The organism is Virgibacillus sp. MSJ-26 (genome assembly GCF_018918075.1).
Taxonomy (GTDB): domain Bacteria; phylum Bacillota; class Bacilli; order Bacillales; family Amphibacillaceae; genus MSJ-26.
On the sequence record NZ_JAHLPW010000002.1, the window covers coordinates 236,180 to 254,918 of the forward strand.

The 18,739-nt window shown below is 33.7% G+C and carries 13 protein-coding genes and 2 pseudogenes; all 15 read left to right on the plus strand.

From position 1 onward, the window contains the following. Window positions 1-89 precede the first annotated feature (89 nt). The 15 genes and pseudogenes from KQI49_RS01620 to KQI49_RS01690 all read left to right on the plus strand — a co-directional run bounded on the left by KQI49_RS01620 (window position 90) and on the right by KQI49_RS01690 (window position 18,697). On the plus strand, window positions 90-1,919 hold the full coding sequence (locus tag KQI49_RS01620) for a polysaccharide biosynthesis protein (protein ID WP_216486154.1): 1,830 nt from the start codon (window positions 90-92) through the stop codon (window positions 1,917-1,919). 4 nt (window positions 1,920-1,923) lie between these two features. After that, window positions 1,924-2,943 carry an NAD-dependent epimerase gene (locus tag KQI49_RS01625; protein ID WP_216486157.1) on the plus strand — a complete coding sequence of 340 codons (1,020 nt, stop codon included), beginning with the start codon at window positions 1,924-1,926 and terminating at the stop codon, window positions 2,941-2,943. Further along, window positions 2,940-4,223 carry a nucleotide sugar dehydrogenase gene (locus tag KQI49_RS01630; RefSeq protein ID WP_216486159.1) on the plus strand — a complete coding sequence of 428 codons (1,284 nt, stop codon included), beginning with the start codon at window positions 2,940-2,942 and terminating at the stop codon, window positions 4,221-4,223. Before KQI49_RS01625 ends, KQI49_RS01630 begins: the two co-directional genes overlap by 4 nt. A 35-nt stretch (window positions 4,224-4,258) precedes the next feature. Then, complete coding sequence (locus KQI49_RS01635) at window positions 4,259-5,740, plus strand: lipopolysaccharide biosynthesis protein (RefSeq protein ID WP_216486160.1); 1,482 nt, start codon at window positions 4,259-4,261, stop codon at window positions 5,738-5,740. 82 nt (window positions 5,741-5,822) lie between these two features. Continuing rightward, complete coding sequence (locus KQI49_RS01640) at window positions 5,823-7,076, plus strand: O-antigen ligase family protein (RefSeq protein ID WP_216486161.1); 1,254 nt, start codon at window positions 5,823-5,825, stop codon at window positions 7,074-7,076. A gap of 4 nt (window positions 7,077-7,080) precedes the next feature. Then, window positions 7,081-8,142 carry a glycosyltransferase family protein gene (locus KQI49_RS01645; protein ID WP_216486162.1) on the plus strand — a complete coding sequence of 354 codons (1,062 nt, stop codon included), beginning with the start codon at window positions 7,081-7,083 and terminating at the stop codon, window positions 8,140-8,142. Between the two features lie 51 nt (window positions 8,143-8,193). Then, window positions 8,194-9,345 (plus strand): glycosyltransferase family 4 protein, encoded by a 1,152-nt coding sequence (locus KQI49_RS01650; RefSeq protein WP_216486163.1) that lies wholly within the window; start codon window positions 8,194-8,196, stop codon window positions 9,343-9,345. Window positions 9,346-9,415: 70 nt separating this feature from the next. Further along, complete coding sequence (locus tag KQI49_RS01655) at window positions 9,416-10,705, plus strand: nucleotide sugar dehydrogenase (RefSeq protein WP_216486164.1); 1,290 nt, start codon at window positions 9,416-9,418, stop codon at window positions 10,703-10,705. A 32-nt stretch (window positions 10,706-10,737) separates the two neighbouring features. After that, a complete protein-coding gene (locus KQI49_RS01660; RefSeq protein ID WP_216486166.1) occupies window positions 10,738-12,627 on the plus strand; it encodes an alginate lyase family protein in 1,890 nt (629 codons plus the stop codon). A gap of 33 nt (window positions 12,628-12,660) precedes the next feature. After that, window positions 12,661-13,848 carry a glycosyltransferase family 4 protein gene (locus tag KQI49_RS01665; protein WP_216486168.1) on the plus strand — a complete coding sequence of 396 codons (1,188 nt, stop codon included), beginning with the start codon at window positions 12,661-12,663 and terminating at the stop codon, window positions 13,846-13,848. A 13-nt stretch (window positions 13,849-13,861) separates the two neighbouring features. Further along, window positions 13,862-14,872: a Rossmann-fold NAD(P)-binding domain-containing protein gene (locus tag KQI49_RS01670; RefSeq protein ID WP_216486170.1), complete on the plus strand. Its 1,011-nt coding sequence runs from the start codon at window positions 13,862-13,864 to the stop codon at window positions 14,870-14,872. Beyond that, window positions 14,802-15,476 (plus strand): sugar transferase, encoded by a 675-nt coding sequence (locus tag KQI49_RS01675; protein ID WP_216486173.1) that lies wholly within the window; start codon window positions 14,802-14,804, stop codon window positions 15,474-15,476. Before KQI49_RS01670 ends, KQI49_RS01675 begins: the two co-directional genes overlap by 71 nt. A 45-nt stretch (window positions 15,477-15,521) precedes the next feature. Next, a complete protein-coding gene (wecB, locus tag KQI49_RS01680) occupies window positions 15,522-16,637 on the plus strand; it encodes a non-hydrolyzing UDP-N-acetylglucosamine 2-epimerase (RefSeq protein ID WP_305852310.1) in 1,116 nt (371 codons plus the stop codon). Window positions 16,638-17,097: 460 nt separating this feature from the next. Then, window positions 17,098-17,559: pseudogene (locus KQI49_RS01685) on the plus strand (DUF2321 domain-containing protein); the annotation flags it as partial. Between the two features lie 75 nt (window positions 17,560-17,634). Next, window positions 17,635-18,697: pseudogene (locus KQI49_RS01690) on the plus strand (nucleotide sugar dehydrogenase). The last annotated feature ends 42 nt before the right edge of the window (window positions 18,698-18,739 follow it).

Genomic DNA, 18,739 nt, shown 5'->3' on the forward strand with positions numbered 1-18,739 from the left:
AGTGTTCTGCTGTACACATAATCCAAGTTTACTAGACGCGTAAAAGGGAAAACCCAGTACAACAATACGCAAAGAAAGGAGCCAAAAACATGACATATCGAAAACGACTCACCCTACTCGTATTACTAGATTCATTGATTGTGAGTTTCGCAATATTCGCAGCCACATGGATAGTCTACCCTAACATTGATAACTACAACACCACTATCTTAATTATCACAGCACTCGCCCTACTCACATTTCATCACTTATTTGCATTCATATATAAATTATATAATAAAGTATGGGCGTACGCCAGTGTCGGCGAACTATTCGCCATCGTCAAAGCTATCACATTATCTATTATATCAGCAGCTATCGTCCAATTCTTAATCAATGACTTCACAATCTATCGAAGAGCACTCATCGTCACCTGGCTCTTACATATCATTTTAATCGGAGGTTCACGCTTTGCCTGGCGCGTTGTCCGCGATCGTTACATCGTCTCAAACAAAGGTAAAATGCGCACACTCATCGTCGGCGCAGGCTCAGCCGGCACCATGATCGCAAGACAACTTAAAAATAACCATGACGACGCCGAACTCCTACCCGTCGCATTCGTAGACGACGACATCAGCAAACAACGCATGGAAATGTACGGCGTTCCCGTCCTCGGACGAATCAAAGACATCCCAATAATTGTCGAAAATCACAACATCGAACACGTCGTCATCGCCATCCCGTCACTCAAGAACGGCGAACTCAATAAAATCGTGACCAAATGCAACGAAACAAGTGCCAAAGTCAAAATGATCCCGAAGATAGAGGACCTCATGACAGGCAAAGTTTCCGTCAGTCATTTAAAAAACGTCGAAGTAGAGGACTTGCTCGGGAGGGACCCTGTCGAACTCGACATCAACTCCATCTCCCAAGACGTGACGGCTAAAACCGTCCTCGTCACAGGCGCAGGAGGCTCGATTGGTTCCGAACTTTGTCGTCAGTTGATGCGTTTCACACCAGAAAGAATCGTCCTCGTCGGGCACGGCGAGTTCAGCATTTATTCAATTGATATGGAACTAAAACAAACATATGGACAAGCTAATATCGAAATTATTCCTGTCATCGGCGATGTGCAAGACCGTGATCGCATCTTTGAAATTATTGATACATACCAGCCAACGGTCATTTATCATGCAGCCGCACATAAACACGTGCCGTTAATGGAGTATAATCCAAAAGAAGCCATCAAAAATAACGTCATCGGCACGAAAAATGTCGCAGAAGCAGCTGACACCTTCGGCGTCGGAGCATTCGTACTCATTTCATCCGACAAAGCTGTCAACCCAACAAACGTCATGGGCGCCACAAAACGAGTCGCTGAAATGGTCATTCAAAACTTAGCAAAAGTGAGCAAAACGAAATTTGTCGCCGTCCGATTCGGAAACGTGCTCGGTAGCCGTGGAAGCGTCATTCCGTTATTCAAAAAACAAATCGAACGAGGCGGTCCAGTTACCGTCACACACCCTGAGATGACTCGATACTTCATGACTATTCCAGAAGCATCAAGACTTGTTATTCAAGCGAGTACGCTGGCGCATGGTGGGGAAATTTTTGTGCTTGATATGGGTGAACCTGTGAAAATTGTAGATTTAGCCAAGAATCTTATCAGACTTTCAGGCTATACGGAGGAAGAAATTCCAATTAACTTCTCAGGCATCAGACCAGGAGAAAAGATGTATGAAGAACTGCTCAACGAAAATGAAGTCCATCCGGATGAAGTTTATGAGAAAATTTATGTTGGTAGAACGGTAGACATAGATTTTGATATGGTCAAAGGACTGATTAAGCATCTAGAAACTTATCAGACTGAGGAATTAAAAGAAACGTTGATGCGAATTGTTTATATGGAAAAGACGCTGAAGGCAGTGAAGGAGAGTTAAAGCAATGAATAAAAAGACATTCTTAGTAACGGGTGCAGCTGGCTTTATTGGATCGCACCTAGCGAAGAGGCTTATAAAAGAAGACCATCGAGTAATAGGGGTAGATAATATTAATGATTACTATAACCCTAAATTAAAAAAGGATAGGATAAAACACTTAGGAAATGACAAATTTACTTTTATAAAAACAGATTTAGAAAATCAAGACACAATTAATAATGTTTTTGATGAATATCAACCCGAAATTGTTGTTAATTTAGCTGCGCAAGCAGGGGTGCGGTATAGCCTTGAAAATCCACATGCCTATATTAATTCAAATGTTGTAGGGTTTATTAATATCTTAGAAGCTTGTCGTCATCATAATGTAGAACATTTAATTTACGCTTCATCAAGTTCAGTGTATGGCGCTAATACTTCAAAACCTTTTTCAACGAGTGATAATATAGACCACCCCCTTAGCTTATATGCTGCAACTAAAAAGTCAAATGAACTTATGGCACACACATATAGTCACTTGTATGATTTGCCAACAACGGGGCTTCGTTTCTTCACAGTTTACGGTCCTTGGGGAAGACCAGATATGGCACTGTTTTTATTCACAAAAGCCATTATCAATGATGAAGCAATCGATGTCTTTAATCATGGAAATATGATGCGTGATTTTACATATATCGACGACATCATCGAAAGCATTACCCGATTAACGAAAAGGCCTGCACAACCTAATCCTGATTGGTCGGGTGTTAATCCAGATCCAGGAAGTAGTTATGCACCGTATAAAGTTTATAATATTGGAAATAACAATCCAGTAAAATTGATGGATTTTATAGAAGCGATTGAAAATAAACTAGGTAAGAAAGCAGAGAAAAATTATTTACCTCTTCAAGCAGGTGATGTACCAGAAACTTATGCAAATGTTGAAGATTTATACAGAGACATTGAGTTTCAACCACAAACATCCATTCAAGATGGTATAAATAACTTTATTGATTGGTACCTTGAATATTATGGGGTGATATTATGACAAACAGAAAAATTGCAGTTGTTGGGTTAGGCTATGTTGGTTTACCTGTAGCTGTTGAGTTTGGTAAAAAACAAGATATTATTGGATTTGATATAAATGAAAAGCGGATTGAGGAATTGAAAAATGGAATAGATATAACGAGTGAAGTGACTTGTGAAGACTTAAATCAAGCCTCTATTGAGTTTACATCTAATCCTTCAGCGTTAAAAAAAGCTGACTTTATTATTGTGGCGGTACCGACGCCAATAAATGAGAATAAGCAGCCTGACTTAACTCCTTTACTTAAAGCATCTGAAACAGTCGGTGAAAATCTATCAAAAGGGTCAATTGTTGTTTATGAATCTACGGTATATCCTGGTGCAACTGAGCAAGATTGTGCACCTGTACTAGAAAAAGCTTCAGGTATCACTCGTGGAAAGGATTTCTTTATTGGCTATTCACCTGAAAGAATTAACCCAGGAGATAAGATTCATACTTTTAAAACGATTACAAAAGTCGTTTCTGGTGAAAATGAAGAAGTACTAGAGGTGGTTGCTCAAGTTTACGAATCAGTTGTTGAAGCAGGTGTACATCGAGCAAGCTCTATTAAAGTAGCAGAAGCAGCTAAAGTCATTGAAAATACTCAACGAGATTTAAATATCTCTTTAATGAATGAACTCGCAGTTATTTTTGACAAATTAGATATCGATACAACAGAAGTTTTAGAAGCAGCAGGAACGAAATGGAACTTTTTAAACTTTACACCTGGCTTAGTAGGTGGACACTGTATAGGCGTTGACCCATATTATTTAACACATAAGGCTCAAAAAATTGGTCATCATCCTGAAATTATTTTAGCAGGACGTAAAACAAATGATAATGTAGGTAAATTTGTTGCGACATCACTGGTTAAGCAAATGATTAAGAAAAACATGCCTATTCAAGGTTCGAAAGTCACCATTCTTGGATTTACGTTTAAAGAAAATGTGCCTGACATCCGTAATACAAGAGTCATAGATATTGTGAAAGAGTTAGAAGAATTTGGAATTGAAGTGCAGATCACAGATCCCTATGCAGATACCGGAGAAGTTTTTGATGAATATGGGATTTATTTAACTACCTATGAAGAATTGAAGCCTGCTGATGCTGCGGTTTATGCTGTTCCTCATGAAACCTATATTCGAAGTGGATGGGAACAGTTTGATGCTGTATTGAAACATGGGAGAGGTATTGTTGTTGATGTTAAAAGTTCATTAAACATACTTAAAAAACCTTCAAAGATTTCTTTGTGGAGATTATAAAGTTTTAAAGTGATTAGAGTGGGGCAGGGGTAGTAATGAGTAACGGCAAAAAAATAATTAGCGGTGTTCTCTGGACATTCACAGGGACTGGAGTACAAGTTATACTTCAATTTCTGGTATTTATAGCACTATCAAGGCTCCTTGAACCAGAAAGTTTCGGAGTGATGTCCACAGCACTAGCGCTTATAACTGTACTTTCAACATTTTCGAAATTGGGAATTGGTCCGTCAATAGTCCAAAAGGAAACAATTGAAGTAAAACATATTCAGACAGGTTATACGATATCACTAATATTTTCAACTATTTTAACCGCTATTGTTTGGTTTTCTTCTCCTTACATTGCCTCGTTTTTTGATATGGGTGAGTTGGAATCTGTTTTAAAAGTATTAGCTTTTATACATTTAATACAAGGTTTTTCTGTAGTATCAGAAGCTCTCCTACAAAGAAAGTTAGAATTCAAGAAATTAGCGTTTGTGCAAGTAGTTTCTTATGTGGCTTATGGAGTGGTAGGCATTACCTTATCGTGGTTTGAGTTTGGTGTTTGGTCCTTAGTTTTTGCTCAAATCACTCATGTATTACTTAAAACATATCTATTTTTAAAAATACAATCGCACTCTAAAAAACTTACAATAAAATATGATCTTGCTAAAGAGTTGTTATCATTTGGGTTTGGATATTCAGTTGGGATAATATATAACCATTTGGCTCTGCAAGGTGACACTTTCGTTATTGGGAAATTTTTAGGGGCGTCTTCACTTGGAATCTACAGTAGGGCGTATCAACTTTTGGCTATGCCTGTTAATTTAGTGGGAACAGTAATAGAGAAGGTTCTTTTTCCTTCATTTTCGAGAATAGGTAGTAATATAACTAGGTTACAGGAAGTCTATAAAACTGCAATTACTATAACTGCGTTAATCTGTTTGCCTTTAAGTGTTTTTCTAGTGATTTTAAGGAAAAGTATTATATTGTTGTTGTTTGGCAATATGTGGACTGATGCGATTTTACCATTTGGAATCCTTATATTAGCTTTATTGCCACGAGTAAGTTATAAAATTAGTGATTCTTTGACTAAATCCCTTGGAAAGGTATTTAGGTCGGCTAACAGACAATTCATCTATGGAGTTTGTGTAATATTAGGGGTCTTAATAGGTCAGCTGTATGGTCTAAAGGGAGCTTCTATTGGGGTAGTGGTAGCCGTATCAATAAACTATTTATTTATGGCCCAAATTGCATTATCTTTAAGTTCTCTTACGTGGAAGGATTTTCTTGTTGCGCACATTCCGGCAATTAAATTTACTGTACTTACTTTACTTCCAACATATTCTTCATATGTTTTATTAGAACGATTATCTATAAATAACTTTTTTTTGATTTTTATAACAAGTATTATGTTTTTTAGTATTAGCATTATAATAATATACTTTGCACCGTATTTTATATTTAAGGATAAGAAAAGAATATTACTTGAGACAAGAAGAAGGTTAATTAAAAAGATAAAGAGTATAATATTTAGCTGAAATTCTGATAATCAGGTGATAAAGGTATTTCCGTTCGTAATAAAACCGCTATTAAAAAGAAAAATAAAGGAGGTATAACGTGATGATTAATGGTAAGTATATTGGTGTTTTATCTGGACTAGCATTCACATTGTTCCTGTTAGGGGTAAATGGCTCAGATTTTGGGATTTCCCCATTTATCACTAGTAACAGAATAGCCATCTTTTTATTGGTATTAATAAATATAATAATAATTTTTAGAAATAACCATATTCACATCAATAAAAATATATTAATTATTTCTGTAACGTTTGTTTTGATTTCCATATGGGGGTTTATATCTATATTATTATCTCCGTTTCAAGGTAAAACATCTGTTTCACCTATAATAACCTGTATCTTAATAGCAATTGTTTTAATGCTAATTAGTAATATAATTCTATCAAATAATGATCACCTTCATGAGTATTTTTTAAATACAGTAATTTTGTTAGGAACATGTATCTCAGTATTTTATTTGACGTGGGGCTATCTTAATGTAGGAAATTTAACGGATAACTATATGTGGAGAGTAACTTTTAGTACAACTAGTAATGGCTTGAACAGAGTTCTAAATGGTTTGTTAGTTATTGGCATGTTAAATATCTTGGTTTTGTTTTCACTCATAAAAAAGAAAAGAATTTATACCATTTTTTCTTTAATCACACTGATATCTTTGTTTATCTTGATTATAGTTACTGGTTCAAGGCAAGTACTTATTGGCTTAATTGTTACACTATTATTTACCATTATTTTAAATCTGTTTTTAAAAAAGCAACTTAGAAAAAACATTAAAAGAATAATTGTTATTTTGCCAGTTTTATCATTAGTAATATTCATGTTTTTTAAAAAAAATGCCCACCTATCGACCTGGTTTATAGATAGATTTATCAATAGGACAATGGAAGGCAGTACCGGTGATAGTGAAAGGACAGGTGTATTAAGAGAGGCTTTTTCATATATAGAAAGTAATCCTTTTTTCGGTGTGGGACCTGGTGTATTTCCATCAATAAACAGTTATGGTTTATCGACACATAATGGCTACGTATATATGCTTGTAAGTTATGGACTAATACCAACAGTTACTTTAATCGTCATTATTTTAATTAGTTTGCTTGGAGGCTTTAAAAACTTAAAGAGAATCGCTGATGTAAACGCCTATAACACCTATTTGTTTTCATTTTTCACAGTAACGGTATTGTTTTTTGTGTCAAACTTACTTAATGATTTAATGGATGAGTATTTCTTTTGGATAATGATTGTTTTTTTAGTTAGTATACCTTTCCATTATAAGAGACATTGTTTAAGGGGGGGATGAAAAAATGAAATATATACTGATACAGAGTAATGATTTTAAAATTAAAGAAATTGGGAAAAAACTGGAAGGTAAAGGGGTTAAGCTAATCCCAATTAATAGTTCGCCCATTATATTACCATTCTATATTATCCTGTATTTGTTGAAATACGGCAAGCCGTCAGGGATAATTTATAGATATTTAAATGACTACCCAAGTGTTGTTAAGTCAGCTATACGGACGTTGTCTGAAGTGTTTGGTGTTATAATAGCGCTCATCCTCAACTTTAAGATTATCTGGATTTGTCATAATATTGATAGAGAATCACATATGCACTATCCTTTTCTAACAAAGTTTAGAAGATGGATTTTTAAGCGTTTTTCTAAAAAAATTTTGGTTACCGATCCATTATTAATAAAGTATGCAAAAAAGCAATTCCCTAAACAAAAAACTAAAATTGATTATATTACTTTTGGCTCTTATCCAAGTAGGAATAAAGGAGATAAAACGCAAAAGACTGTAGAGATAATTAAGGAATTTGTAGTTTACCATAATAATAGAAGTGATAACAATTTATTTGGGTTTGTTGCTGGGAATATTAATTGGAAAACGTCGCAGTTCTCTGCAATTCCTAAATTAATTTACGAATCAGGAAGAACAAAGCATAATTTGAGATTTATTGTTATAGGACCAATAGGATCATATTTAAAAAAATATAATTATGAATTATACATTAAATTAAATAGTGATAGTAATATTTTGTTTTTGGATGGATATCATGAATTAAATCTGGATCAGATTTCAAATTACATAGATTTTTATTGGAGAGTGTATTTGGATTTATCGATACCAGCAACTATTTATGAGTCCGCGTATTATAAGAAGCCTATGGTTACTCAAAATATAGGGTTTTTAGGTGAGGCTGTGTCTGCATATTCACTAGGTTTTATAATTGACAGCGACTACACAAATTTATCAGATGTGTTGAAAGGTATATCTAAATGGAATCCAGTGGGCGCGGAAAACTTTTTGAAAACTCATACCTGGGAAAAAACAGCGAATAAATTCCACGACATAATATCAAAATAGTAATTTAATACCTTAAATGAAGTTTATAATCTATAAAATAGGAGGAAAGAAATGAAGATTATTCATATGTGCTTAGCGAACTATTATACAGATAATTATGGCTATCAAGAGAATATGCTGCCAATGCAGAACAAACTGGATGGACATGATGTAACCATAATTGCTTCAACTGAAATGTATGTAAATAACAAAGAATTAGGTTATGTAAATCCAGGGGAGTACAAAAATGAGCACGGTATTAAAGTTATAAGGATTCCTTACAGAAAGATTCTTCCACATAGAGCGATGCGTAAAATAAGAACATACACACATGTATATGAGATATTGAAAAATGAAAATCCAGACGTAATATTATTCCACGGCCCCCAGTCATATGACTTGTTAACTGTTGCAAGGTATAAAAAGGATAATCCAATGACTAAGCTTTACGTAGATAATCATGCGGATAGAGGTAATAGTGCTAGGGGGTATATTTCAAAAAATATATTGCATAAACTTTATTATAAAAAAATACTAAAGAAGTCCCTTCAATACATTGATAAGCTTTTTTATGTCACCTATGAAAGGAAACTTTTTTTAGAAGAAATTTATGGTGTAAGAGAAGAAAAAATGGAGTTTTATCCATTAGGCGGAACGGTAATAGAGGAAGAAGAAAGAATTCAAAATCGTAGAGAAAAAAGAAGAGAATTAAATTTTTCTGATGAGGATATTGTTCTAGTTCACGCAGGTAAAATGAATGCTAGCAAGAGAACATTTGATATAATTAATAATTTTAGCAAGGTCAATAATAAGAACTTAAAACTTATTTTGATTGGTTCCTTCACCAATAATGTCAGAGAGAAAATAATGCCACTCCTTAAGAAAGATAAAAGAATAAAGTATTTGGGATGGAAGTCAACAGAGGAACTGACAAAGTATTTTTGCGCCTCTGATCTTTATGTGCAACCTGGATCTCATACGGTATTAATGGAACAGGCAACCTGTTGCTGGCTACCGGTAATAGTTGCTGATTTAAAAAGTTATAGATATCTATTACAAGATAGTAAACATGCTTGGATAATTAGTAATTCAGATGATATGAAAAGGATTTTTGAGAATGTGAGCAAAAATCCTTCTATTTTGCATAATAAAACTAAATATGCTTATAAATTTGCTAAAGAAGTTTTAGATTATAAAAAACTCGCAGCTAGATTAGAGAGATAGCAGAACTCCTCATTAATATAAGATCAATAATAATCAAAAATACTTCATAGCTTCTAAGGAGTGTAAATTTATGGAAAATAATAAAATGTGTGTAATAGGTTTGGGATATATTGGTTTACCGACAGCAGCTGTATTTGCTAATCAAGGCTGGCAGGTTACAGGCGTGGACGTCAATTCAGGTGTTGTGGATATGCTTAATAAAGGGAAAGTGCATATCAAAGAAATTGGATTGGAGAAGGTATTGAGTAAAGTAATAGAGAAGGGAAGTTTCTCTGCCAAAATGGTTCCAGAAAAAGCGGATGTTTTCATCATAGCTGTACCTACTCCTCATAACTCAGACTTAACCGCAGATTTAAATATTTTAAAAAACGCTATTAGGTCAATTATACCGGTTATAGAAAAAGGAAACAAAATTATTGTGGAATCAACAATACCACCTCGAACCATGTCCGACATAGTAACTCCAATAATTGAAGAATCCGGATTTGACACAGGAAAAGACATATTCTTAGCATATTGCCCAGAGAGAGTCTTGCCAGGGAGGATCTTAATTGAACTATTCAAGAACAATAGAATAGTTGGTGGAACTAATACCTTAGCAGCTAAAGAAGCTGCTGATGTTTATCGTACTTTTGTAGAAGGAAAAGTGATAGAAACTAGTGCTGAAAGTGCTGAGATGGCAAAGCTAATGGAAAATACCTTTAGGGATGTAAATATTGCTTTGGCAAATGAACTGACTAAGATATCTGAAGCTCTTGACATAAATGCTTTAGAGGTTATTTCTCTAGCAAACGAACACCCAAGAGTTAATATACATCAACCTGGACCAGGTGTGGGTGGCCATTGTTTAGCAGTAGATCCGTATTTCATAATAGAAAAAAATCCTGAAAATGCAAAAGTTATCGCTGAATCCCGAGAAGTTAATGAATCAATGCCGGCTTTTGTAGTAGACCAGGTTAAAAAGCTAGTTAGCAAGACATCAAAAATTGCTGTTTTTGGGCTAGCCTATAAAGGAAATATCGACGATATTCGTGAAAGTCCTGCGTTGAAAATTGTAAACCATTTATACTCAGAAGGATATAAGGTCCAAGCTTATGATCCTTATGTTAAACAAGAACAGGTTCAATTTCAACTCTACAATTATGAAAAAGCATTACGCGATGCCGATGTGATGTTGATTCTTACTGATCATAATGAGTTTAAGAACATAGACTGGGAAGAAACTAAGTGCTTAATGAAGCAGGTAAATGTCTTGGATACTAAAAATTGTGTTGAAAACGTAACGGAAAATATCAACTATTATAACTTTGGTAATCTCTATGAATTAAAAGCTATTAAAACTTCTAGCCCTATCTATTAAAGTTAATAGTAAATAAAAGAAGTGTGATTATAATGAAACAAAAAATTATCAACTATTATTTGCTTATGTCCCGTATGACTTTGAAACAATTTTATTATCGGTTTATTAAAATAACTAAATTTAAGTTTATTTACCCGAAATGGGGAACTCTATTATATCCTTTTAACAAAAGTAAAGTGATAGAGGATAATAATGTTGTTACTCCTTTTTTCTTATGGAAAGACTTTAAAAAAATAAATAATGAAAAACAAAACTATAATTCAGATTTAATTAAAACAGCAAATGAGATTTGTAATAATGAGTTCACTTTTTTAAATACCACCCATAAATTTGAAGGAAATTTTATTAATTGGTCTTCAGATGAACTAGATAAGTTATGGTTGTATTATTTAAATTACTTCGAATATTTATTGGTGTTAATAGAAAGTTACTATATGACTAAGGATGCAAAATATATAGTTAAGGCCCAAGAACTTATTGATAATTGGATTGATTCTACAAAACCTGGTCAAAAAAATTCATGGGAAGCATATCCAATATCATTAAGATTAGTGCATTGGAGCTATTTATGGGAAGTACTAGAAGCAGAAGATATAGAACTTTATAATGGTTTTAAAGAAAAACTTGTTGGTTCAATAGAGCAACAAGTAAAGTTTTTAAACAACAATCTTGAAAAGGACTTAGCCAATAACCACTATACAGCAAATGGAAAAGCTTTATTCTGGATAGGTGTAACCTTTCCAAATATAAAATACTCTGATAGTTATTTAAAGACAGGTATTAATATTTTGTATGCTCAGTTATTAAAAGAGATAAGAAATGATGGATCTCAATATGAAAACTCTACTAGCTATCAACTTATGACAACTAAAGACTATATAGAAGTTCTTATATATGCTGAAAAAAACAATGTTGATTTGCCTAAAGAGTTCTATTTTATTACTGAGAAAATGTTTAATTATTTAGTTAGTTTACAAAAACCCGATAAAAGCTTACCTCTGTTAAATGATTCTGCAAAAAATTATCCTATTAATGTAAATGAGTTACTTGCATTAGGGGCAATATTCTATGAAAGTGAAGAGCTTAAATTTAGTTCAGGGAGTATTGAACCACAAAACCTATTAAAAATTTGTGGTATCAAAGGATATAAGGAATATTTCAGATTAGCTATCTCACCTCCCAAAAATACGTCATTACTATTAGAAGGTTCGAATTATATTATATTTAGAGATGGATGGAGCCAGAACTCTAAATACCTATTGTTTGATGCAGGAGAGATTGGACCAAAACATAATGCTGGTCATGCCCATGCTGACAACTTAAGTATATTCCTCCATGCATACGGTGAAGATATATTAATTGATCCTGGAACGTATGAATACGAAGCAGGATATAAAAGAGATTATTATAGGAGTACAAAGGCTCATAACACTATCGAAATCGAAGATGAAGATCAATCAACCTTTTGGGGGCCATTTAGAGTCGGTTATATAGCTAATAGTAAGTTAGTTCAATTTGATAAAAACTCTACAACGGAAAAGGCAATTGCGAGCCACGATGGCTACAAAAGGTTAAAGCAAAAGATAATCCATACAAGAGAAATCGAATGGAACAAAGGCGATACATGGCTGGTAAAAGATCAAGTTCAAGGTAGTAGATCAAGTAAGGGGAAATTATACTATCAGATAGGAAACAAATGTAGATCAATTGAAGTTTATGCCGATAGATGTATTTTGCAATTCGAACACTCAAATATACATCTTGAGTTTCATAGTGATATAGAATTAGATGTTGCGGTAGAGGATTCGTTTATGTCAAAGGAATGGAAAAAGGAAATAGAAAATAAAAAAATAGTTGTTTCATTTGTTGGGGACTTACCTGTAGAAATAACAACTCAAATAGAAATCTTCGGAAGAGAATAACTTAGTTTTAAGATTTGAAAGGTGTATGGAGAGATGCAAAAAAAAGTACTTTTAATTTCACAGTATTTCTTGCCTGATATAAACGCGGCTTCATTTAGAATCAATGATCTATATAAAGCTTTAAAAAAGCAAAACTTCGATGTTTCTGTGGTGACTGCTTATCCGCAAAAATCAGCAGTCGATAAAGTAAGAAATACAGAAGATATCCATCGAATAAAGTTGGAGAAAGTAAATAAAAAATCTTTTATTAATTATTTAAGAAATTATTTTGGTTTTATGTTTAAGTCCATTTTTTACTCAGTATTTAGGCTCAATAAAAAAAAGTATGACTATGTTATTGTGACTTCACCACCTTTATTTGTAGCGTTAGGTGGATTAGTAATATCAAAAATAAAAAGAACGAAACTTGTAATTGATATAAGAGATATTTGGCCGGATTCAGCGGTTTCAGCTGGGATGGTAAAATACAATGGCCTTTTATATAAGATCACAAAGAAAATAGAAAGATTCATTTATAAAAGAGCTGATATTATAACCTGTGTGTCTAACCCGATGAGAAATTATATATACAAAGAGTCTAAAAACGAGAATATCAACGTACTGTATAATGGCATTTCTCCAGAAAGTATCGAAGGAAATTATAACACTGTGGTGAATTCTACAGTCAAAAAAGAAAAGATAAGAGTAGGGTATGCTGGAAACATTGGGATAGTCCAAAATTTAGATGTTATCTTAGAAGCTTCTCAGATATTAGAAAAAAATGAACAGGATAAAGACTTTGAATTTATCATTATAGGTGATGGGATAGAGCGTGTATCACTTAAACAGAAGTTAAATAAGTTAGGAATTAGTAATATTACTTTTAAAGGGACAATGTCTAAAAGTGATACTATCAATGAGCTTAATAGTATGAATCTTTTATTTCTAAGTTTAATAGATGATCCAGTTTTGGAAAAGACCATCCCGTCAAAGTTATTTGATTACTTATTAAATAATAAACCGATTATTACGAGTATTAAGGGCGAAGGAAAAGATATCTTGAGTGATTTAAAATGTGGTATATATTTTGAATCAAATGATCCTAATAGCTTAGTTGCAGGTTTATCTAACTATAGAAAATCACAAAAGTATTACGACACAAAAGCCCTTAACAACAGAAAGTACGTTACTAAATATTACAATCGTGAAGAGATATTTAAAAAATTTATACAAAAGCTATAAGGGATGTTTTAACGTGAGTTTTAAGCAAGTTATTCTAAATGAATTAAATTATTTATCACAATATAGCAAAACGGCAATTTTAATTAGTACAACTGCAAAACATAGATTGAGGTTTAGGCCTCTTCCAAGAAGAGTTTACTCAAATATTGCCATGTCTAGTTTTATGATAAATGATAAACATATTCTGAATGAGGTACTCTCTTTTTATGACGGAAAAATTGATAATATATACATCGACATTGAGCAAAAACAAGATTTAAACCTGTTTGAAATTGCTAGAGAAGTAGTCAAAAAGTCTCGGTTAATAACAATGAAACCCAATGATACTACTTTGGAATCTTGTGATTTTCTGGTACGTCAACAGCAAAAAGATGATTTGTATAATAAAAATATAATTGTGATTGGTACGGGTAATCTTGCTAGTAAAATTGCTGTAAGATTAGCAGAGAGACAAGCAAACGTCTTTATCAAGGGTAGAACGATTAAGAAAGAAAATGCACTGATTAACGGACTAAATCTATTTTTACCTCGAAATACTGCGCCTATCGTTTCTTTCACCCAGGTAGAAGATAACTTTAGTGCAGATGTAATCATCTCTTTTTTATCAGGAGAATTTACAGAAGAGGGAACATTATTTCCACACATTGATAAGAATACAATAATCATTGATGGTGGAATAAATAATTTCAGCAGTAATTTTATTCATCAAATGCTATCTGACAATATACAAATTACACGGCTTGATACAAGAATCGCTTTACCTTACCAAATGCTAAGTAATGAAGATTATATTCAAATATTCTTTTCAGAAATATATGGTCAAAATAAAATCGGTGGTATTACTGTTGTTTCAGGAGGATATATAGGTGCTGAAGGTACAGTAATTGTCGATAATATAAAAAGACCAAGTCAATCGATAGGAATAGCTGATGGAAAAGGAGGGGTGAAAGCACATGAGCAACTCAGTAAAACAGACAGAGATAGACTACGGAAAATCGAGCAAACCATTTCAACACATTATTAAACGAGTTTTTGATATTATATTCAGTTCTGTTATTCTCTTAATTCTTTCACCACTCTTTTTGATGGTAGCTATATTAATTATTAAAGAAGACGGCCGCCCCGTATTTTTTAAACAAAGTAGAAGCGGATTGAATGATGAGTTATTCAAGATGTACAAATTTCGTTCAATGAAGAATAATCAAGTTTCAGTACCCTCAAATTCTCATGATGATTATTCCTGGAAAAATGGTGTCCCTGATGAATTTGTATTCAAAACAGCTTCAGAAGACAATCCGAATATTACAAAAATAGGTAATTTTATTCGTAAATATAGCCTAGATGAGTTGCCACAATTTTTGAATGTGTTAAAAGGTGATATGAGTATTATAGGACCTCGGCCAGAGATTGTCAGTATATCTCGTTTCTACAACAAAACCCAAAAGAGAAGATTAGAAGTAAAACCAGGCATTACAGGATGGGCTCAGACAAATGGTCGGAGTGATATCAATCATGGCGAAAAAATTAAGTATGATATACATTATGTTGATCAATTTAGTTTGTGGCTGGATTTAAAGATATTAGTAAGAACAATTGTGCAGGTTATTGGTGGAAGAGGTTCAGTATAATAGAGAGCTGAATTTATAATAATTGAATTCAAGGAGTTGAGAAAATTGACAAAACGTATTAAAGTAATGACCATTTTCGGAACAAGGCCAGAGGCTATTAAAATGGCTCCGTTAGTATTAGAGTTAAATAAACGATTTGAGGAATTTGAATCCATTGTAACAGTTACTGCCCAGCACAGAGAAATGCTTGATCAAGTATTGGAAATTTTTGAAGTTACACCAGATTATGATTTAAATATCATGAAACAAAAACAAAGCCTTGCTCAAATTACAACACAGACATTGGAAGGCTTAGATAAAATAATGAAAGAAACAGAGCCAGACATTGTTTTAGTCCATGGTGATACATCGACGACTTTTGCCGCATCTCTAGCTGCTTTCTATAATCAAATTACTATTGGACATGTTGAAGCTGGGTTACGTACATGTGATAAGTATTCTCCTTATCCTGAAGAGATGAATCGTCAGCTTACGGGTGTTATGGCTGATTTACATTTTTCACCTACGGAAAAAGCAAAGCAAAATCTATTAAATGAAGACAAACATAGTGATCGTATACTAGTTACTGGGAATACAGCCATTGATGCACTTAAAACAACGGTTAGTGATACATATACGAGTCCAATTCTTGATGAACTTGGAAATAAGCGTTTAGTTCTTATGACTGCCCATCGTCGAGAAAATTTAGGCGAGAATATGAACCAAATGTTTCGTGCCATCAAACGCTTAGTTGAGGAGCATGACGACATACAAGTTATTTATCCAGTGCATCTAAACCCAGTTGTTCAACAAACAGCTAATGAGATCCTAGGTAATGACGACCGAATCAAATTAATTGAGCCATTAGATGTAGTCGACTTCCATAACTTTGCCGCCCACGCTCATCTTATCCTGACTGACTCAGGAGGCGTACAAGAAGAAGCACCATCTCTAGGCGTTCCCGTATTAGTGTTACGAGATACAACTGAACGACCAGAAGGCATCGAAGCAGGAACATTAAAACTAGCCGGAACCGACGAAGACAATATCTTCAATCTAGCTAATGAATTACTGTCTGATGATGCAAAACATGACAAGATGGCTAAGGCTTCGAACCCTTATGGTGATGGTGAAGCTTCAAGAAGGATAGCGGATGGGATAGTGGCGAATTTTGAGAGTTAATTATAGAACTATTATATGATTGGTAGTGAATAAATATTGCTAGCCGATGATTCTTTTTGGGAAATAATTGATGATTCCTTAAACTATGTTAATAGTGCTCCTTGATAATACACTACCTCAAGGGGGAGAATACTCCTCATTATGTATTTAACGCTGGGAGAAATAGTCCAGTGAAAATAAAATAATGACATTCACATTGCAGCAAGCTCTCGGTAATGTTTTAGGTCACAACGTAGAATGTAATAAAGTTTTGAACCTATTAATTCATTTTATTTCATAAAGCTGTTGATTTTAAGCCTGTGCCCCCTATTTAACAAGGTTTGCAGAAATTTGTAGATTCGTATGTGGACTATTATAAAGTGAAATAATCATTAGATTCAATAATTAATTACATATTGTTACGAAGTGTAACTTGAAATTAAGGAGGTGAAGAAAAGAAACGAGTGAATATGGAGGCGCGCAAATTTATTTAAATGGACACACAATAACATATAATTATGAATTAACTCCGTCAAAGCAAGCTAAACATTGTCAGACGTGTGGAAAAGAAACTGTTACTCAATGCTTGAATTGTAATGCAGCAATTAGAGGAAAGTATAATCGTCCAAACGTTGTAACTGTAGGATATAAATATAGTGTACCAAGTTTTTGTCATGATTGTGGTCATCCGTATCCATGGACTCAAACTTTATTAGACAATGCTGTAGAAATAGTAGGATTGGATGAAGATTTAGGCGATGCTGACAAAGAAATAATTAAAAGCACATTTCTTGATTTAATAATAGAAACTCCCACTACACCAGTATCAATAGCAAAGTATAAAAAACATGTTAATAGAACAAAAGATTTTGTCAAAGAGGGATTAAGAAATTTATTGATAGATGTAGTGAGTGAATCTGTTAAAAAGTCATTATGGAAATAGGTTTAGACAGCATTGCCAGGCACCTAAACTACTGAATTATTTTGGTCCCTAAGAGTTCGGTGTCAGACCCCCGCCATATTTGTGGAACTGGCGAATGCTGTCCTTCTAGCGCAACACAATTAGGTCATGGCATTCAATATATTTCAACAAGCAAGCCCTAATCGTGGATTCAGAAATTCAAGACTTTTTATCAACAAAAAATTTGAATCTGAAAGCTACTATTGATGCCGAAGAAGCTTTTCAAGAGGCTCAATATGTCATCATATCAACACCGACGAATTATGATCCTGAGCAAAACTATTTCTAAGCTACTATGATTATTAAATCCACTGTTCCTGTTGGTTATACAGAGCAAGTCAGACAGAAATTTGATACGGATAATATTGTCTTTTCACCAGAAATTTTTAGGGAAGGCAAGGAGTTATATGACAATCTATATCCTTCACGTATTATCGTAGGTGAGCAATCTGAAAGAGCAAAACAATTTGCGAATCTTTTAGCTGAAGGGGCAATCAGGGAGGATATTCCAATTCTCTTCACTGATTCTACCGAAGCGGAAGCTATTAAACTATTTGCAAACACTTATCTAGCCATGAGAGTGTCTTTCTTTAATGAACTCGACACAAACGCTGAGTTGAACGGACTTGACATCAAGCAGATCATAGAAGGTGTTGGCCACGACCCTTGGTCCACATTATAATAATCCATCTTTTGGTTACGGTGGCTATTGTTTACCAAAGGATACAAAGCAATTGAAAGCTAATTTTAAAGATATTCCAAACGAATTAATTAATGCGATTGTGAATTCAAACGATACACGTAAAAGACATGTATCAGATATGATTTTAAAATGTGATCCTAAGAAGGTTGGGATTTATTGACTAACGATGAAGACCGGCTCTGATAACTTTAGACAATCAGCCATTCAAGATGTTATTAATCAAATGTATGAGGCTGGTGTAGAAGTTATTATCTATGAACCTGTCGTCGAAGAAAACGAGTTTGATGGTCAGAAGTCATTAAAAGTATAGATGAATTCAAAGAAGTAAGTGACGTTATTGTCGCGAACCGCTTGGATGATGATATAAAAGATGTAATAGAGAAAGTTTATACGAGAGATTTGTTTAGTAGGGATTAAAAATTATTGGCTCGTACGAGCCAATAATTTGTTGAAGAGGTG